A 22,235-nucleotide genomic window follows, 5' to 3' on the forward strand; every position below is an offset into this window, starting at 1 on the left:
CGGCCACGGTCCACGACTGGTTACCTGTTGTGGTACCCAGCACGATGGCGCCGATCAGAAACGGCAGTTCGCGCAGCAGCTCGTGTACCGGGTGGACCAACAACATCCTGGGACTCAACCGCTGCCAAGCGGTTTCGATGACTTGGCGCCGCTCCTCAGCACTGGCGCCGCTCATGCGGCGCACGGCCGGGTCTTCGGCGCTCACGTCGCGTCCTCGGCGCCGATCGCCGCGATGTCGGTCAGCTGCGCGAACTGCCGTTTCTGATCGGCGCCATCGTGCTGGGTACCACAACAGGTAACCAGTCGTGGACCGTGGCCGTGGTCGCCTACACGGTCGTGATCGGTGTGGCGCGCTGGGTCACCACCAGCTACCGCATCGATGCCAGTCAGCTGCAGCTTCGGACGGGCCTGCTGCAGCGCAAGGTATTGTCGTTGCCGCTCAACAGGATTCGCTCGGTGAGCAGCGATGCGCGGCTGCTGCACCGTCTGATGGGCTTGGCGGTCGTGCGGGTGAGCACCGGACGGGAGGCCAAGGGCGAGAGCGGGTCCGGCGTCTTCGAGCTCAACGCCGTCGAGGTCGGTCGGGTGCCGCGGCTGAAGGCGATTCTGCTGGCCGACTCGGCCGAGCCGGACGAGGTCACGACCGCGCAGCCGGACGACGTGTTGGCCCGCTGGCAACCCGCCTGGCTGAGGTATTCGCCGTTGAGTGTGTCCGGTCTGCTGTCTCTTCTCGCCGCGTCCGGAGTGATCTATGAGAGCGGATTCGTTGGGCCTCTGCAGCATTCGCGGATCGTCGAGTCATTCATCGACGAGTCCCGACAGCTGGGCACGGCCGGCACGATCGGGGTCATCGGCGGCGTGATCCTGGTTGCGTCGGTGTTGCTTGCCGTACTGCGGTCGCTGCTCACCTGGGGCAATTTGGTGCTGCTGCGCCAAGGCGATGTCCTGCACCTGCGGCACGGGCTGCTGCGCCTTCGCGAGCGCTCCTACGACATGAGCCGGCTGCGCGGTGGGACTCTGCGCCAACCGCTGTTTGTGCGGATCTTCGGCGGCGCCCGCTTGGATGCGGTGATGACTGGTGTGCACGGTGCCGGTGAGGCGTCGGTGTTGCTGCCGCCATGTCCGGCGTCGACCGCCGAGGCGGTGCTTACCGAGTTAGTCGGAGATCGCGAGGTCGTCTCGGGCCCGTTGCGTGGCCATGGCGGGCGGACGGCGACTCGGCGCTGGACGCGGGCTCTGAGCTTACCGGCGCTGATCGGTCTGGGGCTGGCGCTTTTGGTCGTCGTCGAGGGGAAAACCGCTGTGCCCGTGTGGGTTTGGCCCGCCTGGATTGCGGTGACGGCGTGGTGCGCGTTGCTGGCTGTGGACCGGATCGGCGCGCTGGGGCACCGGCTTCACGACGGCTGGCTGGTGATGCGCTCCGGGAGTATCGAGCGACGCCGCGACTGCCTCGCGACCGCGGGGATCATCAGCTGGACGGTGCGTCAGACGCCGTTTCAGCGCCGGGCCAAGGTCGCGACTTTGGTGGCGGCCACCGCTGCGGGCGTCAAGCGCTATCCGCTGATCGACGTGCCGGATGACCTGGTGTGGTCGATCGCGGCAGAGGCGTCGCCGTGGGTGGCCGACAGCATCTGGGCGACGCGCTAGACGGTCAGGCGCGCTAGGCCGTCAGCCCGCGGACCGCGATGATGCGGGCCGCGAGTTGTTCGCTGGTGGCCGCGGCCACCGGTGGGCCACCGCACAGCCGGCGCAATTCGTTGTGAATCCAGCCGTGCGGCTTACCAAGTCGATAATGCGCGGCCGACACCAGCGCGTTGAGTTCGCGGCGCAGGTCGCGTAGTTGGCCGTGGCGGGTGACCGGTTCGACGGTGGCGGCGCCGTCGCGGGTACGACGGTCGAACTGCTCTTCTTGCTGGCGGCGCAACAGCTCTCGCATCTGTCCGGCGTCCAGCAGTCCGGGGATGCCGAGGTAGTCGGCCTCTTCGTCGCTGCCGGCCGGCGTCGCGGTACCGAACGACGAGCCGTCGAAAATCACCTGGTCCAGCTCGGCGTCGGCGCCCAGCGACTCGAATGTGTTGTCGATCTCGGACGGCTCGTCCTGGCGGCGCTGCGCCTCCTCAAGCTCGTCCTTGGGCTCCCGATCCGGTTGACCGAGAACGTGATTGCGCTGTGCCTCCAATTCGCTGGCCAGCAGCAGCAGTGAGGGCACCGACGGCAGGAAGACGCTCGCGGTCTCCCCGGGCCGCCGCGACCGGACGAACCGGCCGATGGCCTGGGCGAAGAACAGCGGGGTGGATGCGCTGGTGGCGTACACGCCGACCGCCAGCCGCGGCACGTCGACGCCTTCGGACACCATCCGCACCGCGACCAGCCAGCGGGTGTTCGACGCGGAGAACTGCGCGATGCGCTTCGAGGCGCCCGGATCGTCGGACAACACGACCGTCGGCTCTTCGCCCGTAATCCGTTTCAGCAGAACGGCATACGCGCGGGCGGCCTTCTGGTCTGAGGCGATCACCATGCCGCCGGCGTCCGGAACGCCGCCGGCGCGCAGTTGTTGCAGCCGGGTATCGGCCGCGGTGACGACCGCGGGCATCCATTCGCCGGCCGGGTCCAGCGCGGTTCGCCAGGCCCGCGCGGTGTGCTCGGCGGTGGCCGGCTCACCGAGTCGCGCGGCATACTCCGCGCCGGCGCTGTCGCGCCACCGCGTCTCGCCCGAGTACGCCATGAACACCACCGGGCGCACCACGCCGTCGGCGAGCGCGTCGGTGTAGCCGTAGGTGTGGTCGGCCTGCGACCGCAACACGCCCGCGGCGTCCGGCTCGTACCGCACGAACGGGATCGGGGAGTCGTCGCTGCGGAACGGCGTGCCGGTCAGTGCCAGCCGGCGGGTCGCGTCGCCGAACGCTTCCAGGAGCGCGTCGCCCCAGCTCTTGGCCTCGCCGCCGTGGTGGATCTCGTCGAAGATGACCAGCGTTCGTCGGGCCTCGGTCCGCACCCGGTGGCGGCTGGGATGGCTGGCCACCTGGGCGTAGGTGACCACGACGCCGTGATACTCCGCGGAGGTGTGTGCCGCGCTGTTGCTGAACTTCGGGTCCAGCGCGATGCCGTCGACGGCGGCCGCCGACGCCCACTGCACCTTCAGGTGTTCTGTGGGCACCACGACGGTGATCGCGTCGACGCTGCGGTCGGCCAGCAACTCCCCGGCGATCCGCAGGGCAAACGCGGTCTTACCCGCGCCAGGGGTGGCGACCAGCAGATAATCGCGCGGTTTGGCGGTCAGATAACGCACCAACGCGCGACGCTGCCAGCCCCGCAAAGCCCGGGTGCTGGGCGCTTCAACTGCCCGCACCCGAGACTCCAATCTGATCGAGATGCAGTCTAGGGCAAGGACATCGGGCCACGCATCTTGGCACGACGGCGGCGAGTCGTGGCATTCCTCTGGCGCCGCGACCACACTTTTGACATCGTCAGATCGATGATCACCGGACTGGCCCACAGCGGCGTGTGCGTGCCCGACTGCGAGGCCGCGGTCGCGTTCTATCGGGACGTGTTGGGCATGCGGGTGCTCTCGCCGCCCTACGTGATGGCCGGCGACGCGATCCGCGAGGACATGGGCGAGCTGGTCTCCGATCCGACGATGAAAGCGGCGATCGTGGGATTCCACGACGACGGTGACCGGGTCCTCGAGGTGATCGAATACCTCGGCGTCGAAGGCGGCGCTCAGCGAAGCTCCGCGGCCCTGACCGACCATGGTTTGTCGCATGTGGGGCTGATCTGTGCGGACCTCGACGCGACCCGCGCCCAGCTCGAGGCCAAAGGCGTCCGCTTTCTGGTCGACGGCATCGCAGATGTGGCGGGCGTGCGCACGACGTGGTTCGTCGATCCCTGGGGCGTGGTGTTCATCCTCGTCGAGAAGAGCAAGCCGGGACGGCCGTACTTCGCGCAGTGGGGCTGACGCCTAGTCTGCTCCCGTCCGTAGCATCGGTGTGGTGACCGAGCCGATCGTCGACGAAAACGCCCGCACGGAACGGTTACTCGATGCGCAGGACAAGGCGGCGCAGCTGTTCGACGAGATCGAGCGCCGCGGCCTGATCCGTCCGAGCGTGGGCGAGAAGGAGCTGTCCGACGAGATCAACCAGTTGGCCGCGGAACTGCTCGGCGTCACCCGGCATTGGCACCGGCGGATCGTGCGCGCCGGCGAGAACACGTTGCAGCCGTTCAAGGAACGGCCACCGGACCGGGTCGTCGCCGATGACGACATCGTGTTCCTCGACCTCGGCCCGATCTTCGAGGAGTGGGAAGCCGACTTCGGCCGGACCTTTGTCCTCGGCGACGACCCGGACAAGCTCGCTCTGCGCGACGCGCTGCCGAAGGTGTGGCAGGCCGGGCGCGACTACTTCGACAGCCATCCCGACGTCACCGGCGCCGAGTTATTCGACGCCACAGTCGAAATCGCTCGTCGAGAAGGCTTCGGGTGGGGCAGCCACATCGCCGGCCATCTCGTCGGGGAGTTTCCGCACAAGAAGATTCCCGGGACGGACACCGAGTGGTACGTCATGCCCGGATCCACCAAACCGATGCGGCGGCACGACCCCAGCGGCCGGCGGTGCCACTGGATTCTGGAAATCCATCTGATCGATCCGCAGCACCGGTTCGGCGGGTTCTACGAGCAGCTGCTCGATCTGGCTTAGACGGGGTACGTGACTCCGGTCAGCTCTTCCGACACCGCCCATAGCCGGCGCTGCCGATCGGCGTCGTGCGACTTCTTGCTGGAGCCGACGACCTTCGGGTAGCCCTGCGTCTGACCGAATCCGTCGGGGCCGTAGTACTGGCCGCCGAGCACGGACGGGTCGGTGGCGGCACGCAGGGTCGGCAACGCGCCCATTGCGGCTTCCTGCGACAGTCGCGAGAAGAACAGTTCGACGGCGGGCCGCAGCGGCCCGGTCATGTAGCGACCCAGCTCGGTATTCGAACCGCCAGGATGGGCCGCCGCCGCGATCGTGCTGCCATGCGCGGCGAGCCGGCGCTGAAGCTCGTAGGTGAAGAGCAGGTTGGCCAGCTTGGCCTGCCCGTAGGCGCGCACTCGGTTGTAGCTGCGCTCCCACTGCAGATCGTCAAAGTGAATGTCAGCCAGGATGCGGTGGCCGATGCTGCTGACCGTCACGACCCGCGAGCCGGCCACCGGGAGCATCCGGTCGAGCAGCAGGCCGGTGAAGGCGAAGTGGCCGAGATGGTTTGTGCCGAACTGCAACTCGAAGCCGTCCTTGGTTTTCCCCTTCGGGGTGTACATCACGCCGGCGTTGTTGATCAGCAGGTCGATGCGGTCGTGGTCGGCACGTAATTGCTCAGCGGCGGCGCGCACGGACTCCAGCGAGGTGAGGTCGAGCTCCTGCAGGGCCAGGTCTGCGTTGGGGGAGCGCCGCTTGATCAGGAGCTCGGCGTCCTTGCCCTTGTCGAGGTTGCGCACCGCGAGCACGACGTGCGCGCCCTTGTCGGCCAGCGCCGCGGCGGTCTCAAAGCCGAGGCCGGTGTTGGATCCGGTGATGACGGCGACGCGGCCGGTCTGGTCGGGGATGTCGGCGGTCGTCCACTTCGCCATGAAAAGCTCCTTAAGCTGTAAGGTAAACGGGGCGTGCGCCCCGGTTGATCCCTCGACTATACGGAACGTACGCCCCGTTTTGTCAACCCGCTAGGTGGTGAGCAATGTCCGTACCCGCTAAGCCGCTGCGTGCTGACGCGGCCCGCAATCGGGCCCGGGTGCTGGAAACCGCCTACGAGACCTTCGCGGCCGAAGGCCTGTCGGTGCCGATCGACGAGATCGCCCGTCGGGCCGGCGTGGGCGCCGGCACCGTCTACCGGCATTTCCCGACCAAAGAAGACCTGTTCATGGCGGTGGTCGACAGCCGGCTCCGGCACATCATCGCCGGGGGTCACGCGCTGCTCGGCGACCCCGGCCCGGGAGAGGCGCTGTTCACCTTCCTGCGGTCGATGGTTCTGGACTTCGGCGCCACCGACCAGGGTCTGGTCGACGCGCTCGCTGGAATGGGTATCGACATCAACTCCGCCGCTCCCGACGCCGAGCAAGGCTTCCGTGACCTGCTCGGCGAGCTTCTGCGGGCCGCGCAGCGGGCCGGGACTGTGCGGGCCGATGTCGACGTTCCTGAGGTCAAGGCACTGCTGGTGGGTTGCCAGGCAATGCAGGGCTACGACCAGGAGCGGGCCGAACGGGTCACCGATGTGGTCATCGATGGTCTACGAACGCCCCGCGACAAGGGGTGACCTCTTCTTGCACTCGATATAGGCGAGTGCTAAAAATGACACTGGCACTCGCGACCGGCGAGTGCTAGGTCGGGACGGTGAGGCAAGGGCCGCGCCAGCGGAGACACCCAAGCCGTCCGTCGCGGGCACTGCACCCGGCCACAGACTCGTCATCCCCTATCGGAGGAATCACTTCGCAATGGCCAAGACAATTGCGTACGACGAAGAGGCCCGTCGCGGCCTCGAGCGGGGCCTGAACAGCCTCGCCGACGCGGTAAAGGTGACGTTGGGTCCCAAGGGCCGCAACGTCGTCCTGGAGAAGAAGTGGGGCGCCCCCACGATCACCAACGATGGTGTGTCCATCGCCAAGGAGATCGAGCTGGAGGACCCCTACGAGAAGATCGGCGCCGAGCTGGTCAAGGAAGTCGCCAAGAAGACCGACGACGTCGCCGGTGACGGCACCACCACGGCGACCGTGCTTGCACAGGCGCTCGTCAAGGAAGGCCTGCGTAACGTCGCGGCCGGCGCCAACCCGCTGGGCCTCAAGCGCGGCATCGAGAAGGCCGTCGAGAAGGTCACCGAGACCCTGCTGAAGTCGGCCAAAGAGGTCGAGACCAAGGAGCAGATCTCGGCCACCGCAGCAATCTCGGCCGGTGACACCCAGATCGGCGAGCTGATCGCCGAGGCGATGGACAAGGTCGGCAACGAGGGCGTCATCACCGTCGAGGAGTCCAACACCTTCGGCCTGCAGCTGGAGCTCACCGAGGGTATGCGCTTCGACAAGGGCTACATCTCGGGGTACTTCGTCACCGACGCCGAGCGTCAGGAAGCGGTCCTCGAGGACCCCTACATCCTGTTGGTGTCGTCGAAGGTCTCGACGGTCAAGGACCTTCTGCCGCTGCTCGAGAAGGTCATCCAGTCGGGCAAGCCGCTGCTGATCATCGCCGAGGACGTCGAGGGCGAGGCCCTGTCGACCCTGGTCGTCAACAAGATCCGCGGCACCTTCAAGTCGGTCGCCGTCAAGGCGCCGGGCTTCGGTGACCGCCGCAAGGCCATGCTGCAGGACATCGCGATCCTGACCGGTGGCCAGGTCATCAGCGAAGAGGTCGGCCTGTCGCTGGAGACCGCGGACATCTCGCTGCTGGGCCAGGCCCGCAAGGTGGTCATCAACAAGGACGAGACCACCATCGTCGAGGGCGCCGGTGACTCCGACGCCATCGCCGGCCGGGTTGCTCAGATCCGCGCCGAGATCGAGAACAGCGACTCCGACTACGACCGCGAGAAGCTGCAGGAGCGCCTGGCCAAGCTGGCCGGTGGTGTTGCGGTGATCAAGGCCGGTGCCGCCACTGAGGTGGAGCTCAAGGAGCGCAAGCACCGCATCGAGGACGCCGTGCGTAACGCCAAGGCAGCCGTCGAAGAGGGCATCGTGGCCGGTGGTGGCGTGGCCTTGCTGCAGTCGGCTCCTGCGCTGGACGACCTGAAGCTGAGCGGTGACGAGGCGACGGGCGCGAACATCGTGCGCGTGGCACTGTCGGCTCCGCTGAAGCAGATCGCGTTCAACGGTGGGCTCGAGCCCGGCGTCGTCGCGGAGAAGGTCACCAACTCCAAGCCGGGCGTCGGCCTCAACGCCGCCACCGGTGAGTACGAGGACCTGCTCAAGGCCGGCGTTGCCGACCCGGTCAAGGTGACCCGTTCGGCGCTGCAGAACGCGGCGTCCATCGCGGCGCTGTTCCTGACCACCGAGGCCGTCGTGGCCGACAAGCCGGAGAAGGCCGCCGCTCCCGTCGGCGACCCGACCGGTGGCATGGGTGGTATGGACTTCTAGTCCGCGTCAGTCAACGGAAGGCCCGGTCCCCATGTGGGGCCGGGTTTTTCGTATTTCTGGGTAACTGGTCTACTGAGGTTTCAAACGGTTGGGGATGAAGGGGCTAGACAATGCGTAAATCGATGCGAACAATCCTCGGAGTAATCCCCGCCTGCATTCTCGGCGTCCTCGTCGCGCCAACCGCGGGTGCGGCACCTGATCCGTGCTCGGCGAGCGGGCTGGCTGCGACCTCCAGCGGGGTGTTGAACGCGGCGAGCGGGTACCTCGACGGCCACCCGGACGCCAACAACGTGCTGACCGCTGCGGTCAACCAACCGCCCGCCGAGGCCAAGTCGTCGGTGCGGGGGTATTTCCTCGGCCACCCGGGCGAGGCGCTGGAGCTGAAGGGCATCGCCCAGCCGCTGCTCGACCTGCGCGGCCGGTGCAACGCCTCGGTGTCGCCGGATCAGTTGGCGGCGCTGTTCGACGCGCTATCGACCAACTGACGCCCATCCGCCACGAGTGTGCAGGTTCTGCACGCCGTCACGCGGTTTTCACGAACAAAAGCTGCACACTCGAATGCCCCGGTGCATAGTCGCGCGCGGCTTCGGCCTGCCCTGATCGAAGATCTCGGCCATGAGCGAGGACGAGTGGCCAATTCTCGGACGCCATGCCGTCCCGCGAGGCGAGCTCTCGTCCTGGCAGCTGCAGCGCGATTACCGGCGCGTCTACCGAAACGTCTACGTATCGAAGCGATCGACGCTGACAGCACTCACCCGGGCTCGCGCGGCTTGGCTTTGGTCAGGGGGCGACGCCATCCTGACCGGGCTTTCCGCGGCGGCGGTGCTGGGCACCAGGTGGCTAGACGCCGGGGAACCTGCAGAGTTATGCCGTCCCAACCGGCACGCCCCAACTGGGATCGTGGTCCGTTCATACACCTTGGACACCCGAGAAACCAGCATCCGCAACGGGATTCGGATAACCACCCCTGAGCGGACTGCATTCGATATCGGACGATCAGTGTCGGCGAACCGCTCGATCATCATCCTGGATGCACTCGCCAACGCGACCAATTTCAAGGTCGACGACGTCGTCGCCCTGGCCGTTGCCAACCCAGGCGCTCGGGGTATTCGACGGCTGCAGTCGGCGTTGGCGTTGGTTGACGGCGGGGCAGAGTCTCCGCAGGAGACTCGGGTGCGGTTACTGCTAGTCGATGCGGGTTTGCCGGCGCCCGAGACCCAAATCGAGTTCACCGACGAGTTCGGCGTCGCGCGGATCAGGGTCGACATGGGCTGGCGCGAATGGCGGGTGGCTGTCGAGTACGACGGCGTGCAGCACTGGTCCGACCGATACCAGCGATCATGGGACATCGACCGCATCGCGATGCTTGAGTCGATGGGATGGTCTGTCATCAGGATCAGTGCCGAGATGCTGTCCAGACCAGAGGTAATCATCGAACGCGTGCGCAGAAAGCTCAGGGCGGCGGGCTGTGCCGTCTAGCGCCGAGCGTGCGGGTTATAGGCGTAGATATTCCATATTCGCGTGCACAACCTGCACAGTCGGCACGGGATCAGGCGGGCACCGGCTGGCGGCCGCGGACCAGCTTGCCGGGACGCGCGTCGGTCGGCACACCGTTCTCGGCGATGATCTCACCGCTGACGATCGTGGCCACGTAGCCGTCGGCGGTCTGGTCGAGCCGCCGCCCGCCGGCGGGCAGGTCGTGGGTGATCACCGGCTTGTGGATCCGCAGCGCCGAGTGGTCGATGACGTTGAGGTCGGCCTTGTATCCGACGGCGATCCGGCCGCGGTCGGCGAGCCCGGCGACCCGGGCCGGCACCGAGGTCAGTCGGCGCACGGCTTCGGGCACCTCGAAGCGGCCGGACTTGCGGTCGCGGGCCCAGTGCGCCAGGAAATACGTCGAATAGCTTGCGTCGCAGATCATTCCGTAGTGGGCGCCGCCGTCACCCAATCCGAGCACCACGTCGTCGCGGTGCAGCAACTCGCCGACGGTGTCGAGTGAACTGTTCTCCAGGTTGCTGGTGGCGACCAGCAGCATGGCGTGGCCGTCGTCGTCGAGCAACCGGTCGTAGGCCTCTTCCATCGGATGCACTCCCCGCGCCCGGGCCCGCGCGCCGATGCTGGTCGACGGGTCCGGCTCGTAGTCGGGGTTGTCGCCAAGCGGGAAGATCCAGTCCCACATCTGGGTCACGATGAGGATCGGGTGTCCCACGCCGGGCTTGTCGGCCAGGATGCGGTCCCGGACCTCGGGCTTGCGCATCTCGGCGACCCGCTCGGCCAGCGGCAGCCCAGCGATCTCCTGGTAGGAGGGGTAGAGCACGAACGGGTTCGCCGAAAGCTCCAGCCCCATCACCAAGCCGATCGGCCGCGGCAGCAGCTGTGCGGTGACGTCACCGCCGGCAGCGTTGGATTTTTCGATCATGTTGATGGCGTCCGGCCAGGTCGGGTCACCGGCATTGGCGACGACGAGCGTGAAGGTGACCGGCAGCCCGACGTCCTCGGCCACCTCGAACACCGTCTGCAGCACCGACTGGTAGCCGCCGGCGGGGATGTCCGGCACGAACTGCAGCAGGCCGCCGCCGCCGTCGACGACACCGCGGGCGATCTCTTCGATCTCCTCGCGCGCCGCTTCGTAACTCGGTATCGGCGAACCGCTTTCGGTCTTGTGGATGGTGAAGCGCGACGTGGCGAAGCCCAGCGCGCCGACCTCGATCGCCTCCTTGGCCAGCTTCCGCATCATCGCGAGGTCCTCGGCGGTGGCCGGCTCGCGGTTGGCGCCGCGCTCGCCCATCACGTAGACCCGCAGCGGGGAGTGCGGCAGGTAGGCCGCTACATCAATGTCGCGCTTACCGGCATCGAGGGCATCCATGTACTGCGGGAAGGTCTCCCAGTTCCAGGGCAGGCCGTCGGTCATCACCACGCCGGGAATGTCTTCGACCCCGGCCATCACGTCGACCAGCACGTCGTGGTCCTCCTGCCGGCAGGGCGCGAAGCCCACGCCGCAGTTGCCCATCACCACGGTGGTCACCCCGTGCGCGGAGGACGGCGTCAATCGCTCCGACCAGATCGACTGCCCGTCGTAGTGCGTATGCAGGTCGACGAAGCCGGGCGTGACCAGCAGCCCAGCGGCGTCGATCTCGCGTGCGGCATCCGCGCCGTTGACGGGGTCTGTCTGTGGCCGAACGGCCACAATGACACCGTCGCGCACGGCGACGTCACCGACAAAAGGCTCGCCGCCCAGCCCGTCCACGATGGTGCCGTTGCGAATGATCAGGTCGTAGGTCATCTAAAGAATCTACGACCGTGTCGGTGGTAGATGCCAGGATCGGATCATGATCGATCACTTCGGAATCAACTGTCAGGACTACGCCAAGGCGCAGGAGTTCTACGACCGGGTGCTGGGCGTGCTGGGGTATTCGCGACAACTCGATTTCGGTGAGGCCGTCGGCTACGGGCCGGCAGGCAGCCCGGACTTTTGGATCGCCGAGGGCGCGGGCATGGGGCCCAACCGCGAGACGCATTTCGCGTTCACCGCGGCCGACCATGACGCGGTCAACGCGTTTCATCAGGCCGCCCTCGAGGTGGGAGCCGAGTCGCTGCACGCGCCCAAACTGTGGCCGGAATACGGCGAGGGCTATTTCGCCGCGTTCGTCCGCGACCCCGACGGCAACAACGTCGAAGCCGTCTGCCACGCGTAGGGTCGGCGAGTATGTCTGATGACGCCGTTCGAGAGTTGTTGCGCGACTCGTTCACTCGTCTGATCGAGCACGTCGACGAAGTGACCGACGGTCTGACAGAAGAACAGGCCATCTACCGGCCGGCGACGACTGCCAACAGCATCGCCTGGCTGATCTGGCACAGCGCGCGGGTCCAGGATCTGCAACTCGCCCCGATCGCCGGAGTCGAGCAGGTGTGGACGGCTGGCGGATGGGTGGACCGGTTCGGTCTCGACCTGCCGCGCAACGACTCCGGCTACGGCCACGGCCCAGCCGAGGTGGCCAAGGTGCGTGCGCCGGTCGAGTTGCTGGCCGGCTACTACCACGCGCTGCACGACATGACGCTGACGTTCGTCGATGGTGTCACCGCCGCGGACCTCGCGCGCATCGTCGACCGCAACTGGGACCCGCCGGTGACCGCCAGCGCCCGGATCGTCAGCATCATCGACGACTGCGCCCAGCATCTCGGCCAGGCGGCTTATCTTCGGCCGCTCGCGCCCAGCCCGGACTAAAACTTGACACCTGTCGACCAGTGGCGGCAGGCGTCTACGATGGCGGGTATGACCACGATCACACCCGCTACCCCCGCGACTGAATCTGACTTCACCGGCACCGGCACCATCCACAACCCCGCGACCGGCGCCGTTGCCGGGCAGGTGCAGTGGACCGACGCCGCCGACGTGCCGGGCATCGCTGCCGGGCTGCGCACCGCTCAGCGCGAGTGGGAACAGCGTGGACCCGACGGCCGCGCCAAGGCGATGGCCCGTTACGCGATCTGGCTGGCTGACCACCGCGGTGAGATCGAAGAACTGCTGATCAAAGAAACCGGCAAATCGGCCGTCGACGCGGCACAAGAGGTGCCGATGCTGATCATGATCATGTCGTACTACATCAAATCGGCCGCAAAGGCGCTGGCACCAGAAAAGCGCCCGGCCGCACTGCCATTCATGGCGATCAAGAAGGTCACCGTGCACTACCGGCCGCGGCCCGTGGTGGGCATCATCGCGCCGTGGAACTACCCGGTCGCCAACGCCTTGATGGACGGCATCGGCGCCTTGGCCGCGGGCTGCGCAGTGCTGCTCAAGCCGTCCGAGCGCACCCCGCTGACCGCCGAGGTGCTGCGGCGCGGCTGGCTGGAATCCGGCGCACCCGACGTGTTCGCGGTGGTCCAGGGTGCCCGCGCGGTGTCCGAGGCCGTCATCGACAACTCGGATTATGTGCAGTTCACCGGCTCGTGCGCCACCGGAAGCAAGGTGATGGAGCGAGCCGCCCGGCGGCTGACGCCGGTCAGCCTCGAACTCGGCGGCAAGGACCCGATGATCGTGCTCGACGACGCCGACGTCGACCTCGCCGCGCACGCAGCGGTCTGGGGCGCGATGTTCAACGCCGGCCAGACCTGCGTCTCAGTGGAGCGCGTCTACGCCATGGACGCGGTTTACGACCAGTTCGTCAAGGCCGTGGTCCGCGACGTGCAGTCGCTGCAGATGGGGGCCGGTGAAGGGAACACCGTCGGCGCCCTGATCGACGAGCAGCAATTGGCGGTCACCGAGCGCCACGTCCGCGAGGCGTTGGCGGCCGGCGCGCGTGCCCTGACGGGCGGCCAGCGCACCACCACCTCCGGCAGCTTCTACCCGCCGACGGTGCTCGTCGACGTCGACCACTCGATGACCTGCATGACCGAGGAGACCTTCGGCCCGACGCTGCCGATCATGAAGGTCGGCTCGGTGTCCGAAGCGATCCGACTGGCCAACGACAGCGAATACGGGTTGAGCGCATCGGTGTTCTCCAAGGACGTCGACCGTGCCAAAGAGGTTGCGCTGCAGCTTGATTGCGGTGCTGTCAACATCAACGACGTGATCAGCAACCTGATGTGCACGACGGCGCCGATGGGTGGCTGGAAGACCTCGGGCATCGGGGCGCGGTTTGGTGGCGCCGAAGGGCTGCGCAAGTTCTGTCGGGTCGAGACCGTCGTCACGCCGCGCACGAATATCGGTGCGGGCCAGACCTATTACAACAATTCGCTGAAGGCGATGAAGCGGATGAACAAAATGATGACCAGGCTGGCGCTGTCGCGCCCGCGGCGCGTCGCCAAGTAGTGCGCTTCGCGCTGGCGGCGCTGCTGTGGCTATGCACCACGGCCACCTTGGCCGTTGCGGTGCCGGTGGTATGGACTCAAACCCACATCGTCGACGTCAACGGGTACACGGCGATGGCACGCAAGGCGGCGGGCGACAAGGCGCTACAGTCCGCCGTTGCGGCCGAACTGGCCACCAGGGCAACCGTTCTGATCAACGAGCACAATGGCCACGTCGACTCGGCGCAAGTCCATGGCGTCGCGGCCGGCTACACCGCCGGGCCTGACTTCCCGGCGCAGTTCGCCGATGCCAACCGTTTGGCGCACGACTGGATGTTCACCGGTGCCCACACCCAGGCCGAGGGCAACGAGTGGGTGGTCGATCTGTCCGCCATGCTCAAGGACTCCGCCTTCGACACGCTGCTGGCGAACAATAACGCCAAGGTGCCCGATACGGTCCGGGTCCCAGTGACGGTGTCGACACCAAAGGTGTTGCGGCCCGGCGAGTTACGGCCGCTGGCGACCTGGGGTCTGTGGGCCAGCATCGGGGTGGTGGCGTTGACCGGGTTCTTCGCGCTGCTGACGCTGGTCGCCGTGCGGAGCCGCGGCCGCGGGCTGGCAGCTCTGGGGGTCGCCGGGCTGGTGGTCGGCGCCGCGGGCTGGATCGCAATCGAACTCTCTCGCTATCCACTCAACGACACGCTGAACAACACCACCGGCGGCATCCGCGGGGTCGCCGATGTGATGGTGGGCCAGGCCGAGAGCAGCCTGCACGACTGGCTCGACTTCACCTTGGCCGCAGGCGGCGCGCTGGTGCTGCTCGGTGTGCTAGTGGCTGGCCTGGGCAGCCTGCGCAGGGGCTGAAAGGTGTTGATTCAGTAGGGCTTCCAGCTTCTCGTTGGCCGAGCGCAGGCCCTTGATGATCAGGCTGAAGACCTTGTTGCGCACTTTGTCCGACTGATCGATCAGCGGGGCATACATGTGCCGCATCAGGTCCAGTCGCGCCCCGCACAGCCAATTCATCAGCTCCGGATCCTCGAACCAGGTGATCTGGTTGCGCTGCTCGGCGAGCGTGGTGGTGAGCCAGTCGACGTCGGTGTTGGGGTGAGGCACCGGGCGGCACAGCCGGTTTCGAGTCTCGTCATCGGCGTAGCGGGCTTCGACGTGGGCGATCATCCCGGAGCTGAACACCTGCTGGCAACCGCGAATGCTCTGCAGGGTGATCCGCTTGCCGTCGAAAACCGTTACCGCCGGCCGCTTTTCCAGGCCATCGGCGCTGCAGTCGACGTACAGCGCTGGGTCGTCGATGCGGACCTCGCCGTCATCCAGCACCACCTTGCCCGGTTCGATGCTCTGCACGCGACCCATCCGCACCACGTTATCGATCCGGCGCAACTGCTCGAGTTCGGTCTTCGTCACGTTCGCACAGCGATACATCGTCGGCCGCACCGCCGGATCCAGGCGGAGCAGATTGCCGCACTCCTCCAGGCGGTTGAACAGGTCGCTCACATCGGTAGCGGCCTCGATCGCGACCAGTCGCTGCGCGAACCCGGTCTGGAATCGGTCCAGGAACAGTGGGCCGGGCTGAATGTTGGCGCGATCCATCAGCCACGAATCGCGGGGCATGATCCAGGTCAGCCGCTGCGGCGGAATACCGTTGCGCAGCAACCACAGGCACGCGTCGATACCCGTCTTGCCGGCGCCGACGATGACGAAGCGCTCACGCCCGACCGCGTTGGCCGGCATGTCGTTGGGCGGCACGCAGTCGACGCCGTCGGCGACGGAGTAGGCCGGTGGCCGCATCGAGGGCACGGTGGTCTGCAGGTAGGTGGCATCGACGATTCGGCGGCGCGCGTTGACCGTGTGGTCGCCGCCGGCCAGCGAGCGAAACCGGCCGTCGCCGAGATACTCGGCCATCGGAAAATAGGACACCTGCCCGCTGGGCAGCAGGTCCTGGTGCATCACCTTTTCGAAGTAGGCGCAGATCTCGCCGACGGTGGCCAGTTCGTAAAGTCCTTCGTTCCAGCCGAGTTGGTCGATCGTGTCGCTGCCCAATGCGCGGGAGTTGACGCCGTAGTAGGCGGACGGCTGATGCAGACGGACGAACGGATACGCATTGTTCCAGTGACCGCCCGGCGAATGCCCGCGGTCGACGATCACCACGCTCGCGTCGGTCTCGGCCACCAGCGTGTCGGTGAACGCCATCCCCATTGCCCCGGCCCCGACGACCAGGTAGTCGGTGTCAATCGTTGTCACGCCAAGTCCTCCCCTTGTTGGCGTACGCAATCACGTCAGGGGCAGTTTCGCGAAGATCTTCCCGGTCGGTTGCGGTGACCCCTCGCCGGGTTCGACGGTGAAGGCGAGCACGCTGGAGTTCTGCAGGGTGGTGAAGGTATGCGTGGTTGAGGGTGTGATGGCCGCGGCGTTCATCGTGCCCGCCGACTGCGGGCCCTTGTCGCCGACCAGCCACATCTGGTAGACGGTGCCCGGCGACGGCGGCGGCACGTTATTCATCAGCAGCACAGCGCCATTCATGTCCCGCGAGAACACGACCGTCGCAGTCCCGCCGGCCATCGGGGTCGAGACCGTTCGCATGTCGGGCGCCGACATGATCTGCTCGGCCATCGTCGGTGTGTGCGCTGGACGCAGCGCGATCCCCGCGCCGAAGGCCGCCAACGCCACCACGATCGCGGCGGCGGCAGCCAATATCGCAGTGCGCCAACGCGGTGACTTGTCGTGGTGGATGCCGGCCAGCACCGCGGCGCGCAGGCGATCGGGCGGTTCGACGGCTGTCGTGGCCGACACCATGGCCATCGCTTCGCGCACGGCGCGCACCTCGTCGCCGAAGGCTCTCGCGACCGGGCCGGGTGCCGCCGCGAGTTGTCGGTCGATGGCGATGCGTTCGTCCTCGGAGACGGCGTGCAGCGCATAGGGCGTGGCCAGTTCGAGCAGGTCGAATTCAGCGGGCCCGGTCATGACGCCTCCAGGCAGCCGCGAAGTCCGCGAAGGGCGTCCCGCATCCGTGATTTGATCGTCGACAGGTTGGCCGACAACCGTTGTGAGACTTCGGTGTAGGTCAATCCGCCGTAATACGCCAATTCGATGCACTGCCGTTGCAGGTCGGTCAGCGAGTCCAGGCATGCCGTCACTCGGCGGTGTTCGTCGGCGGCGATCGCGGAGTCGGCGACCAGATCGCCGGGTCGCTCGACCGTCGCGGCGCCGTACCGCGATTCGCGCTGACCCGCGGACTGCTCGGCGCGCACCCGGTCGACGGCCCGCCGGTGCGCCATGGTCAGCAGCCAGGACAGCGCCGATCCCCGGGTGGGGTCATATGCGTCCGCGGTCCGCCACACTTCGAGGTACACCTCTTGGGTGGTTTCCTCGCTGTAGCCGGGGTCGCGCAGCACACGGGTGACCAGCCCGTAGGCCCGGGATCGGGTGAGGTCGTAGAACCGGGCGAATGCCCCGGCATCGCGGCGCGCCACCTGGCGCAGCAATGAGTCCAGGTCGGCGCCGTGCCTCGGTGCGGTCATCGATCGGTAGCCTAACGGCTCGGCAACAACGGTCGTCATGTTCGGCGCGATCGGGGTGGCCGCGGGACGAAAAACGATGTCCGTTGCTGGTATTCGCCGAAGCCGGACCGGCCCCGCATGTATTTCTCGGTCAGCCGCGCTCCGGTGACCTGGACCAGGAAATAGGTCATCAGCGCGGGCGAGAACACGGTGGCCAGCGACCACCAGCCGGCCAGCGTGATCAACCACAACCCCCACCAGACGCAGGCGTTACCGAAGTAATTGGGGTGGCGGGTCCACGCCCACAACCCGCGATCCATCAGCAGGCCCCGATGCGCGGGGTCGGACTTGAACGCCCGCAGCTGACGGTCGCCGATCGCTTCGAAGAGCAGACCCGTCAACCACACCAGCGCGCCGACGACGGTGGCGGCCAGCCAGGTCCGTGGGGTCGGGCCGCTGACCGCCGAGAGTTGCAGCGGCAGCGAGATGAACCAGGTGGCGAAGGCCTGCACCACGAACACCTTGACCACCACCTGGCCGACGCCGGCGCCGCGCAGCATGTCGGCGTACCGCGGGTCTTCGCCGTGTCCCAGCGATCGGCGGTAGATGTAGCCGCTGAGCCGCAGCGCCCAGATCGCGACCAGTGCCAGCAGCAACCACCGGCGCGCCGGATCGCCGTCGCCGAGGACTGCCGCGACGGCAGCGACCACGATGAAGCCCAGCCCCCAGGCGACGTCGACGACGTTGTAGCGGCCGATCCGATGGCCGATGCTGAACGTGATCGTGTGCAAGACCAGCAGCGCGACTGCGGATGCCGCGGACAACCCGACGAAGTCGGCGATCACGGCGTGGCCGGGTTGACGAACGTCCACTGGTAGACGTTGAGGTTGCCCGATCGGAAGCCGGCCTCACGGTCGGCCAGATACAGCTCCCACATTTTCGCGAACACCTCGTCGAAGCCGATGTGCGCCAACGTCTTTCGACGCTGCATAAATCGTTCCCGCCACAGCCTCAGGGTTTCGGCGTAGTGCTCGCGCAGCGACAGCGTGTCGATCGGCCGTAAGTTGGTCTGGCGCTGGGCGATAGCGAGTAAGGCGTTAGCCGACGGAATCGTGCCGCCGGGAAAGACGTACTTCTGCAACCACGTCTGGCTGTCGCGGGTGGCCAGCATCCGTGCATGCGGGCTCACGACGGCCTGGATCGCCACCTTGCCGCCCGGCCTGACCAGACGGCCGATCGTGTGCAGGAAATCCGGCCACAAGCGATGCCCCACGGCCTCGATCATCTCCACCGAAATCACGGCGTCATAGCTTCCGTCGATCTCGCGATAATCGCACATTTCGACGCGCACCCGCGCGGATTGGCCTGCGGCGAAAACCCGTTGGCGGGCCAGCCACGTCTGGCGCTCCGAGGGGGTGACGGAGTGGACGTCGGCGCCGCGCGCCGCCGCGCGGATGCACAGCTCGCCCCAGCCGGTGCCGAGCTCCAGCAGGCGCGTCCCGGGGCCCACCCCGGCGGCATCGAGCAGTCGATCGATCTTTCGTCGCTGCGCCTCGGCCAGGTCGGCCCACGACACCGGCAACCGGTCGAACAGTGCGCCCGAGTATGTCATTGTCTCGTCGAGGAACTCGACGAACAGGTCGCTGGACAGATCGTCGAAATGTGCCGCGACGTTTCGTAGCACTTGGGCGCGGCTCAGACGAGGCGTATGTGGTTGCGCCGCAAGCGTGACCGGCCTCAGCCAGCGCAGTCCACTAGGGACCATGTCATCGAGCGCCGGAGCCAGGACGCTCAGCACCCCGGCGAGATCAGGCGACTCCCATTCGCCGGCCATGAAGGACTCGCCGAAGCCGATCAGCCCATGGCGCCCCATCCGGCGCGCCAGCCGGTCCGGTGCGTTCACCAGCAGGGTCGGTGCACTCTCGCCACCGGCACCGATCACGGCTCCGTCTGGATACACCAGCCTGATCGGCAGGGCAGCAACCGCGCGGCGGAGCAGCCAATCGGCGACGACCGCCAACGCGGCGGCGACGGCCCCGGAAGGCGCCGTGAAGATCTCCGGCCACGTCGCGGGGTCTGTGGCCGGCGGCCGGCGGGGGCGGTCTGCAGTCAACGCAGGGCGCTCGAAGGTGATCTTTGTGACGTCATCGACGACCGACAGATGGCATGGCTCGTGCACATCACGTATTCGGAGCGGAGCGCCCCACGGATGACGGCGCAACCCTTCGATCGACGTGTCGCGACCCATCCGTGTCGGCCATTGCTTCGAATGCCGTGCGGTAGGCCCTGACAAAGGAGTTATGCGGAATGAACAACGGTCACAGCAAGACACTCGCGGTCAGCCTCGCGGCCCTGGCGGCGCTGGGGATTTCGGGGTGTTCGAGCAACAAGTCGGACTCTGGACAACACAGCAGCGCGCAGCCGACCAGCAGTTCGGCGGCACCGGCCATGACCGGCGAGGTAGCGGCTCCGTCCGGTGACCTGATTGGACCCGGTTGCGCGGACTACGCTGCGTCGCACCCCAACGGGCCCGCGTCGGTGGCCGGGATGGCGCAGGACCCCGTCGCGACGGCGGCGTCGAACAATCCGATGTTGTCGACCCTGACGGAGGCACTATCGGGCAAGCTCAATCCGCAGGTGAATCTCGTCGACACGCTGAACAACGGTCAGTACACCGTGTTCGCGCCGACCAACGATGCGTTCGCCAAATTGCCCGCGAGCACGATCGACGAACTGAAGACCAACGCTGACAAGTTGAAGAGCATCTTGACTTTCCATGTGGTGCAAGGACAGTCGAGCCCGGCCAAGGTCGATGGCATGCACAAGACGCTGCAGGGCGCCGAGGTGAGCGTGACCGGTCAAGGCAACGGTCTCAAGGTCAACGATGCCGGTCTGGTGTGCGGAGGGGTGCACACTGCCAACGCGACGGTATACATGATCGACACCGTGCTGGTGCCCCCCAGCCCGTAACGATCGCAGCACGTCGCCTAGATAGGGCAGTCCGTTTCCGGGCTGCCCTATCGCTCATCGCGGGCACCGGACCAATCCGAAAGCGCGACGGTGGCGAATAATGATCATGGTGTCACTCGCTTTGATCGGTCTCATCGGAGGCCTCATCACCGGCATCTCGCCGTGCATTCTCCCGGTACTACCGGTGATCTTCTTCTCCGGCACCACGAATGCCGGCGGCGGGTCGGTGGCCGTCGATACCAAACGCGATGTGTCGCGGCCTTATCGGGTGATCGCCGGCCTGGTGCTGAGCTTCAGCCTGGTCACTTTGGTCGGCTCGGCGGTGCTGTCGTTGCTGCATCTGCCGCAGGACGCCATTCGCTGGGTCGCGCTGGTCGCGCTGCTCGCGATCGGGCTTGGTCTGATCTTCCCGGGTGTCGAAGAGCTGCTCGAAAAGCCGTTTGCCCGAATTCCGCAGAAGCGAATCATGCGCCACGCCAATGGGTTCGGTCTTGGGCTGGCCTTAGGGGTGCTGTACGTCCCGTGCGCCGGCCCGGTACTCGCGGCCATCGTGGTGGCCGGAGCCACCGCCCAGATCGGCCTGCCGATTATCGTGCTCACCCTGACGTTCGCGGTGGGCACCGCGATACCGCTGTTGTTCTTCGCGGTGGCCGGTGAGCGAATCACTAATCGAATCAGTGCTTTTCGACGCCGGCAACGGGTGATCCGGCTCGCTGCGGGGGTGGTGACGATCCTGCTGGCGGTGGCGCTGGTGTTCAATGTGCCCGCCACATTGCAGCGTGCGATTCCCGATTACACCGGGTCGCTGCAGGACAAACTGGCCCACGACAAGGAGGTGCAACAGCAGCTCGGCGGCATTGTCAACGACCAGAACAAAGAGTTGTCGAACTGCGCAAAGCTATCTGAGCAACTGCAGAACTGCGGGCAGGCACCCGACCTCCAAGGCATCGTCGCGTGGCTGGGCACACCTGGAAACCAGCCGGTTGACCTACACGCGCTGCGCGGAAAGGTGGTGCTGATCGACTTCTGGGCGTACTCGTGCATCAACTGCCAGCGCGCCATACCGCACGTCGAGGGCTGGTACAAGGCTTATCACGATGCCGGCTTCGACGTGATCGGCGTGCACACACCGGAGTACGCGTTCGAAAAGGTCACCGAGAACGTGAAAAAGGGCGCAGCCGACTTGGGCATCACCTACCCGATCGCCCAGGACAACAACTACTCGACCTGGACGAACTACCGAAATCGTTACTGGCCGGCCGAATATCTCATCGACGCCAACGGCGTTGTGCGCCATGTGAAGTTCGGTGAAGGCGACTACGACGGCACCGAGAAGCTGATCCGTCGGCTACTCACCACGGCTCAGCCTGGAATTTCTTTGCCTCCGCCGGTGGAGGCGCCCGACACCACGCCGACGGCGGATCTGACCCCCGAGACGTATTTCGGGGTCGGCAAGATGTCCAACTATGCCGGTGTCGGCACCTACGACCAGGGACGCGCGACCTTTGCGTACCCACCGACACTCCCAGCGGACACCTTTGCGCTGCAAGGGCCGTGGGCGCTGGACTACCAGGGAGCGACCGCCGACGGTGACGGCTCGAGCATCCGACTGAACTACCACGCGAAGAACGTTTACATCGTCGTCGGCGGAGCCGGCAGTCTCAGCGTGACCCGTGCCGGAAAGACGACGACGCTGCCGATCAGCGGGCCGCCGACGTCGCACGAGATCGCCGCGGCCAACGACGTGGGCCCGGGATCGCTCGACATCGGTGTCAGCAAAGGGTTGCAGGTTTTTTCCTTCACCTACGGTTGATTTCCCACGGCGGCCAGTCCGCTGCGTGTTCGGCTCCGAAGCACCTGTGTCACCAACACACATTGAGGAG

General features: G+C 66.6%; 21 protein-coding genes and 1 pseudogene. 13 read left to right on the forward strand and 9 right to left on the reverse strand.

The features are described from left to right. Positions 1-175 (reverse strand): annotated as a pseudogene (locus tag A5658_RS28225) (hypothetical protein); the annotation flags it as partial. A gap of 68 nt (positions 176-243) precedes the next feature. Between A5658_RS28225 and A5658_RS19395 the strand changes: the two are divergent. Further along, complete coding sequence (locus A5658_RS19395) at positions 244-1,647, forward strand: PH domain-containing protein (protein ID WP_067339010.1); 1,404 nt, start codon at positions 244-246, stop codon at positions 1,645-1,647. A 13-nt stretch (positions 1,648-1,660) separates the two neighbouring features. On the opposite strand, the gene A5658_RS19400 is transcribed toward A5658_RS19395, so the two are convergent. Further along, positions 1,661-3,349 (reverse strand): DEAD/DEAH box helicase, encoded by a 1,689-nt coding sequence (locus A5658_RS19400; protein WP_067339012.1) that lies wholly within the window; start codon positions 3,347-3,349, stop codon positions 1,661-1,663. Between the two features lie 126 nt (positions 3,350-3,475). Between A5658_RS19400 and A5658_RS19405 the strand changes: the two genes are divergently transcribed. Both A5658_RS19405 and A5658_RS19410 read left to right on the forward strand, forming a co-directional pair. Beyond that, on the forward strand, positions 3,476-3,955 hold the full coding sequence (locus A5658_RS19405) for a VOC family protein (protein ID WP_067339014.1): 480 nt from the start codon (positions 3,476-3,478) through the stop codon (positions 3,953-3,955). A 34-nt stretch (positions 3,956-3,989) separates the two neighbouring features. Beyond that, complete coding sequence (locus tag A5658_RS19410) at positions 3,990-4,691, forward strand: M24 family metallopeptidase (protein ID WP_082993303.1); 702 nt, start codon at positions 3,990-3,992, stop codon at positions 4,689-4,691. Here A5658_RS19410 and A5658_RS19415 read toward each other — a convergent pair. Further along, entirely contained in the window at positions 4,688-5,599 is a 912-nt protein-coding gene (locus A5658_RS19415; RefSeq protein ID WP_067339016.1) for an SDR family NAD(P)-dependent oxidoreductase, read from the reverse strand. The two genes, A5658_RS19410 and A5658_RS19415, sit on opposite strands and share 4 nt — an antisense overlap. Positions 5,600-5,703: 104 nt before the next feature. Between A5658_RS19415 and A5658_RS19420 the strand changes: the two genes are divergently transcribed. The 4 genes from A5658_RS19420 to A5658_RS19435 all read left to right on the forward strand — a co-directional run bounded on the left by A5658_RS19420 (position 5,704) and on the right by A5658_RS19435 (position 9,562). Next, complete coding sequence (locus A5658_RS19420; RefSeq protein WP_067339018.1) at positions 5,704-6,279, forward strand: TetR/AcrR family transcriptional regulator; 576 nt, start codon at positions 5,704-5,706, stop codon at positions 6,277-6,279. Between the two features lie 178 nt (positions 6,280-6,457). Further along, positions 6,458-8,083, forward strand: a complete 1,626-nt coding sequence (groL, locus tag A5658_RS19425) for a chaperonin GroEL (RefSeq protein WP_067339020.1) — start codon at positions 6,458-6,460, stop codon at positions 8,081-8,083. A gap of 122 nt (positions 8,084-8,205) precedes the next feature. Next, positions 8,206-8,568: a heme-binding protein gene (locus A5658_RS19430; protein ID WP_231997379.1), complete on the forward strand. Its 363-nt coding sequence runs from the start codon at positions 8,206-8,208 to the stop codon at positions 8,566-8,568. Between the two features lie 130 nt (positions 8,569-8,698). Further along, positions 8,699-9,562 carry a DUF559 domain-containing protein gene (locus A5658_RS19435; protein WP_067339024.1) on the forward strand — a complete coding sequence of 288 codons (864 nt, stop codon included), beginning with the start codon at positions 8,699-8,701 and terminating at the stop codon, positions 9,560-9,562. Between the two features lie 70 nt (positions 9,563-9,632). On the opposite strand, the gene A5658_RS19440 is transcribed toward A5658_RS19435, so the two are convergent. Next, positions 9,633-11,366: an amidohydrolase family protein gene (locus A5658_RS19440; RefSeq protein WP_067339026.1), complete on the reverse strand. Its 1,734-nt coding sequence runs from the start codon at positions 11,364-11,366 to the stop codon at positions 9,633-9,635. 46 nt (positions 11,367-11,412) lie between these two features. Here A5658_RS19440 and A5658_RS19445 point away from each other — a divergent pair, with 46 nt between their 5' ends. From A5658_RS19445 to A5658_RS19460, 4 genes are read left to right on the forward strand one after another with little or no spacing between them, the layout of a single operon-like run. Beyond that, positions 11,413-11,778 (forward strand): VOC family protein, encoded by a 366-nt coding sequence (locus tag A5658_RS19445; protein WP_067339028.1) that lies wholly within the window; start codon positions 11,413-11,415, stop codon positions 11,776-11,778. Between the two features lie 11 nt (positions 11,779-11,789). Further along, complete coding sequence (locus tag A5658_RS19450; RefSeq protein ID WP_067339030.1) at positions 11,790-12,308, forward strand: mycothiol transferase; 519 nt, start codon at positions 11,790-11,792, stop codon at positions 12,306-12,308. Between the two features lie 48 nt (positions 12,309-12,356). Beyond that, on the forward strand, positions 12,357-13,892 hold the full coding sequence (locus tag A5658_RS19455; RefSeq protein WP_067339032.1) for an aldehyde dehydrogenase family protein: 1,536 nt from the start codon (positions 12,357-12,359) through the stop codon (positions 13,890-13,892). Next, the gene (locus A5658_RS19460) at positions 13,892-14,734 is read left to right on the forward strand and encodes a hypothetical protein (RefSeq protein WP_067339034.1); all 843 of its coding nucleotides are present in this window, start codon (positions 13,892-13,894) and stop codon (positions 14,732-14,734) included. The genes A5658_RS19455 and A5658_RS19460 overlap by 1 nt, the downstream gene beginning before the upstream one ends. Here the strand turns inward: A5658_RS19460 and A5658_RS19465 are convergent. Genes A5658_RS19465 through A5658_RS19485 form a run of 5 tightly spaced genes read right to left on the reverse strand, consistent with a single transcriptional unit; the run spans position 14,699 to position 19,495 of the window. Continuing rightward, positions 14,699-16,126, reverse strand: coding sequence for an NAD(P)-binding protein (locus A5658_RS19465; RefSeq protein WP_067339037.1), 1,428 nt, complete (start codon positions 16,124-16,126; stop codon positions 14,699-14,701). The genes A5658_RS19460 and A5658_RS19465 overlap by 36 nt on opposite strands. A gap of 30 nt (positions 16,127-16,156) precedes the next feature. Next, complete coding sequence (locus A5658_RS19470; protein ID WP_067339039.1) at positions 16,157-16,846, reverse strand: anti-sigma factor; 690 nt, start codon at positions 16,844-16,846, stop codon at positions 16,157-16,159. Beyond that, positions 16,843-17,403 (reverse strand): sigma-70 family RNA polymerase sigma factor, encoded by a 561-nt coding sequence (locus A5658_RS19475; RefSeq protein ID WP_067339161.1) that lies wholly within the window; start codon positions 17,401-17,403, stop codon positions 16,843-16,845. The genes A5658_RS19470 and A5658_RS19475 overlap by 4 nt, the downstream gene beginning before the upstream one ends. Before the next feature lie 35 nt (positions 17,404-17,438). Continuing rightward, positions 17,439-18,254: a DUF1295 domain-containing protein gene (locus A5658_RS19480; RefSeq protein WP_369830549.1), complete on the reverse strand. Its 816-nt coding sequence runs from the start codon at positions 18,252-18,254 to the stop codon at positions 17,439-17,441. After that, positions 18,224-19,495 (reverse strand): class I SAM-dependent methyltransferase, encoded by a 1,272-nt coding sequence (locus A5658_RS19485; RefSeq protein ID WP_067339165.1) that lies wholly within the window; start codon positions 19,493-19,495, stop codon positions 18,224-18,226. Before A5658_RS19485 ends, A5658_RS19480 begins: the two co-directional genes overlap by 31 nt. 335 nt (positions 19,496-19,830) lie before the next feature. Here A5658_RS19485 and A5658_RS19490 point away from each other — a divergent pair, with 335 nt between their 5' ends. Continuing rightward, a complete protein-coding gene (locus A5658_RS19490) occupies positions 19,831-20,352 on the forward strand; it encodes a fasciclin domain-containing protein (RefSeq protein ID WP_369830550.1) in 522 nt (173 codons plus the stop codon). Positions 20,353-20,458: 106 nt separating this feature from the next. Next, a complete protein-coding gene (locus tag A5658_RS19495; protein ID WP_067339167.1) occupies positions 20,459-22,165 on the forward strand; it encodes a cytochrome c biogenesis protein DipZ in 1,707 nt (568 codons plus the stop codon). Positions 22,166-22,235 lie beyond the last annotated feature (70 nt).

This window comes from Mycobacterium sp. 1245111.1 (genome assembly GCF_001673405.1).
Lineage (GTDB): Bacteria > Actinomycetota > Actinomycetes > Mycobacteriales > Mycobacteriaceae > Mycobacterium.

Excerpts from the sequence above, each read along its gene's own strand:
- A5658_RS19420 (WP_067339018.1), top strand. The coding sequence starts at position 5,704 with ATGTCCGTACCCGCTAAGCCGCTGCGTGCTGACGCGGCCCGCAATCGG.
- A5658_RS19435 (WP_067339024.1), top strand. The coding sequence starts at position 8,699 with ATGAGCGAGGACGAGTGGCCAATTCTCGGACGCCATGCCGTCCCGCGA.
- A5658_RS19415 (WP_067339016.1), bottom strand. The coding sequence starts at position 5,599 with ATGGCGAAGTGGACGACCGCCGACATCCCCGACCAGACCGGCCGCGTC.
- A5658_RS19445 (WP_067339028.1), top strand. The coding sequence starts at position 11,413 with ATGATCGATCACTTCGGAATCAACTGTCAGGACTACGCCAAGGCGCAG.
- A5658_RS19450 (WP_067339030.1), top strand. The coding sequence starts at position 11,790 with ATGTCTGATGACGCCGTTCGAGAGTTGTTGCGCGACTCGTTCACTCGT.
- A5658_RS19490 (WP_369830550.1), top strand. The coding sequence starts at position 19,831 with ATGACCGGCGAGGTAGCGGCTCCGTCCGGTGACCTGATTGGACCCGGT.
- groL (WP_067339020.1), top strand. The coding sequence starts at position 6,458 with ATGGCCAAGACAATTGCGTACGACGAAGAGGCCCGTCGCGGCCTCGAG.
- A5658_RS19430 (WP_231997379.1), top strand. The coding sequence starts at position 8,206 with ATGCGAACAATCCTCGGAGTAATCCCCGCCTGCATTCTCGGCGTCCTC.
- A5658_RS19405 (WP_067339014.1), top strand. The coding sequence starts at position 3,476 with ATGATCACCGGACTGGCCCACAGCGGCGTGTGCGTGCCCGACTGCGAG.
- A5658_RS19475 (WP_067339161.1), bottom strand. The coding sequence starts at position 17,403 with ATGACCGCACCGAGGCACGGCGCCGACCTGGACTCATTGCTGCGCCAG.
- A5658_RS19455 (WP_067339032.1), top strand. The coding sequence starts at position 12,357 with ATGACCACGATCACACCCGCTACCCCCGCGACTGAATCTGACTTCACC.
- A5658_RS19495 (WP_067339167.1), top strand. The coding sequence starts at position 20,459 with ATGGTGTCACTCGCTTTGATCGGTCTCATCGGAGGCCTCATCACCGGC.
- A5658_RS19470 (WP_067339039.1), bottom strand. The coding sequence starts at position 16,846 with ATGACCGGGCCCGCTGAATTCGACCTGCTCGAACTGGCCACGCCCTAT.
- A5658_RS19440 (WP_067339026.1), bottom strand. The coding sequence starts at position 11,366 with ATGACCTACGACCTGATCATTCGCAACGGCACCATCGTGGACGGGCTG.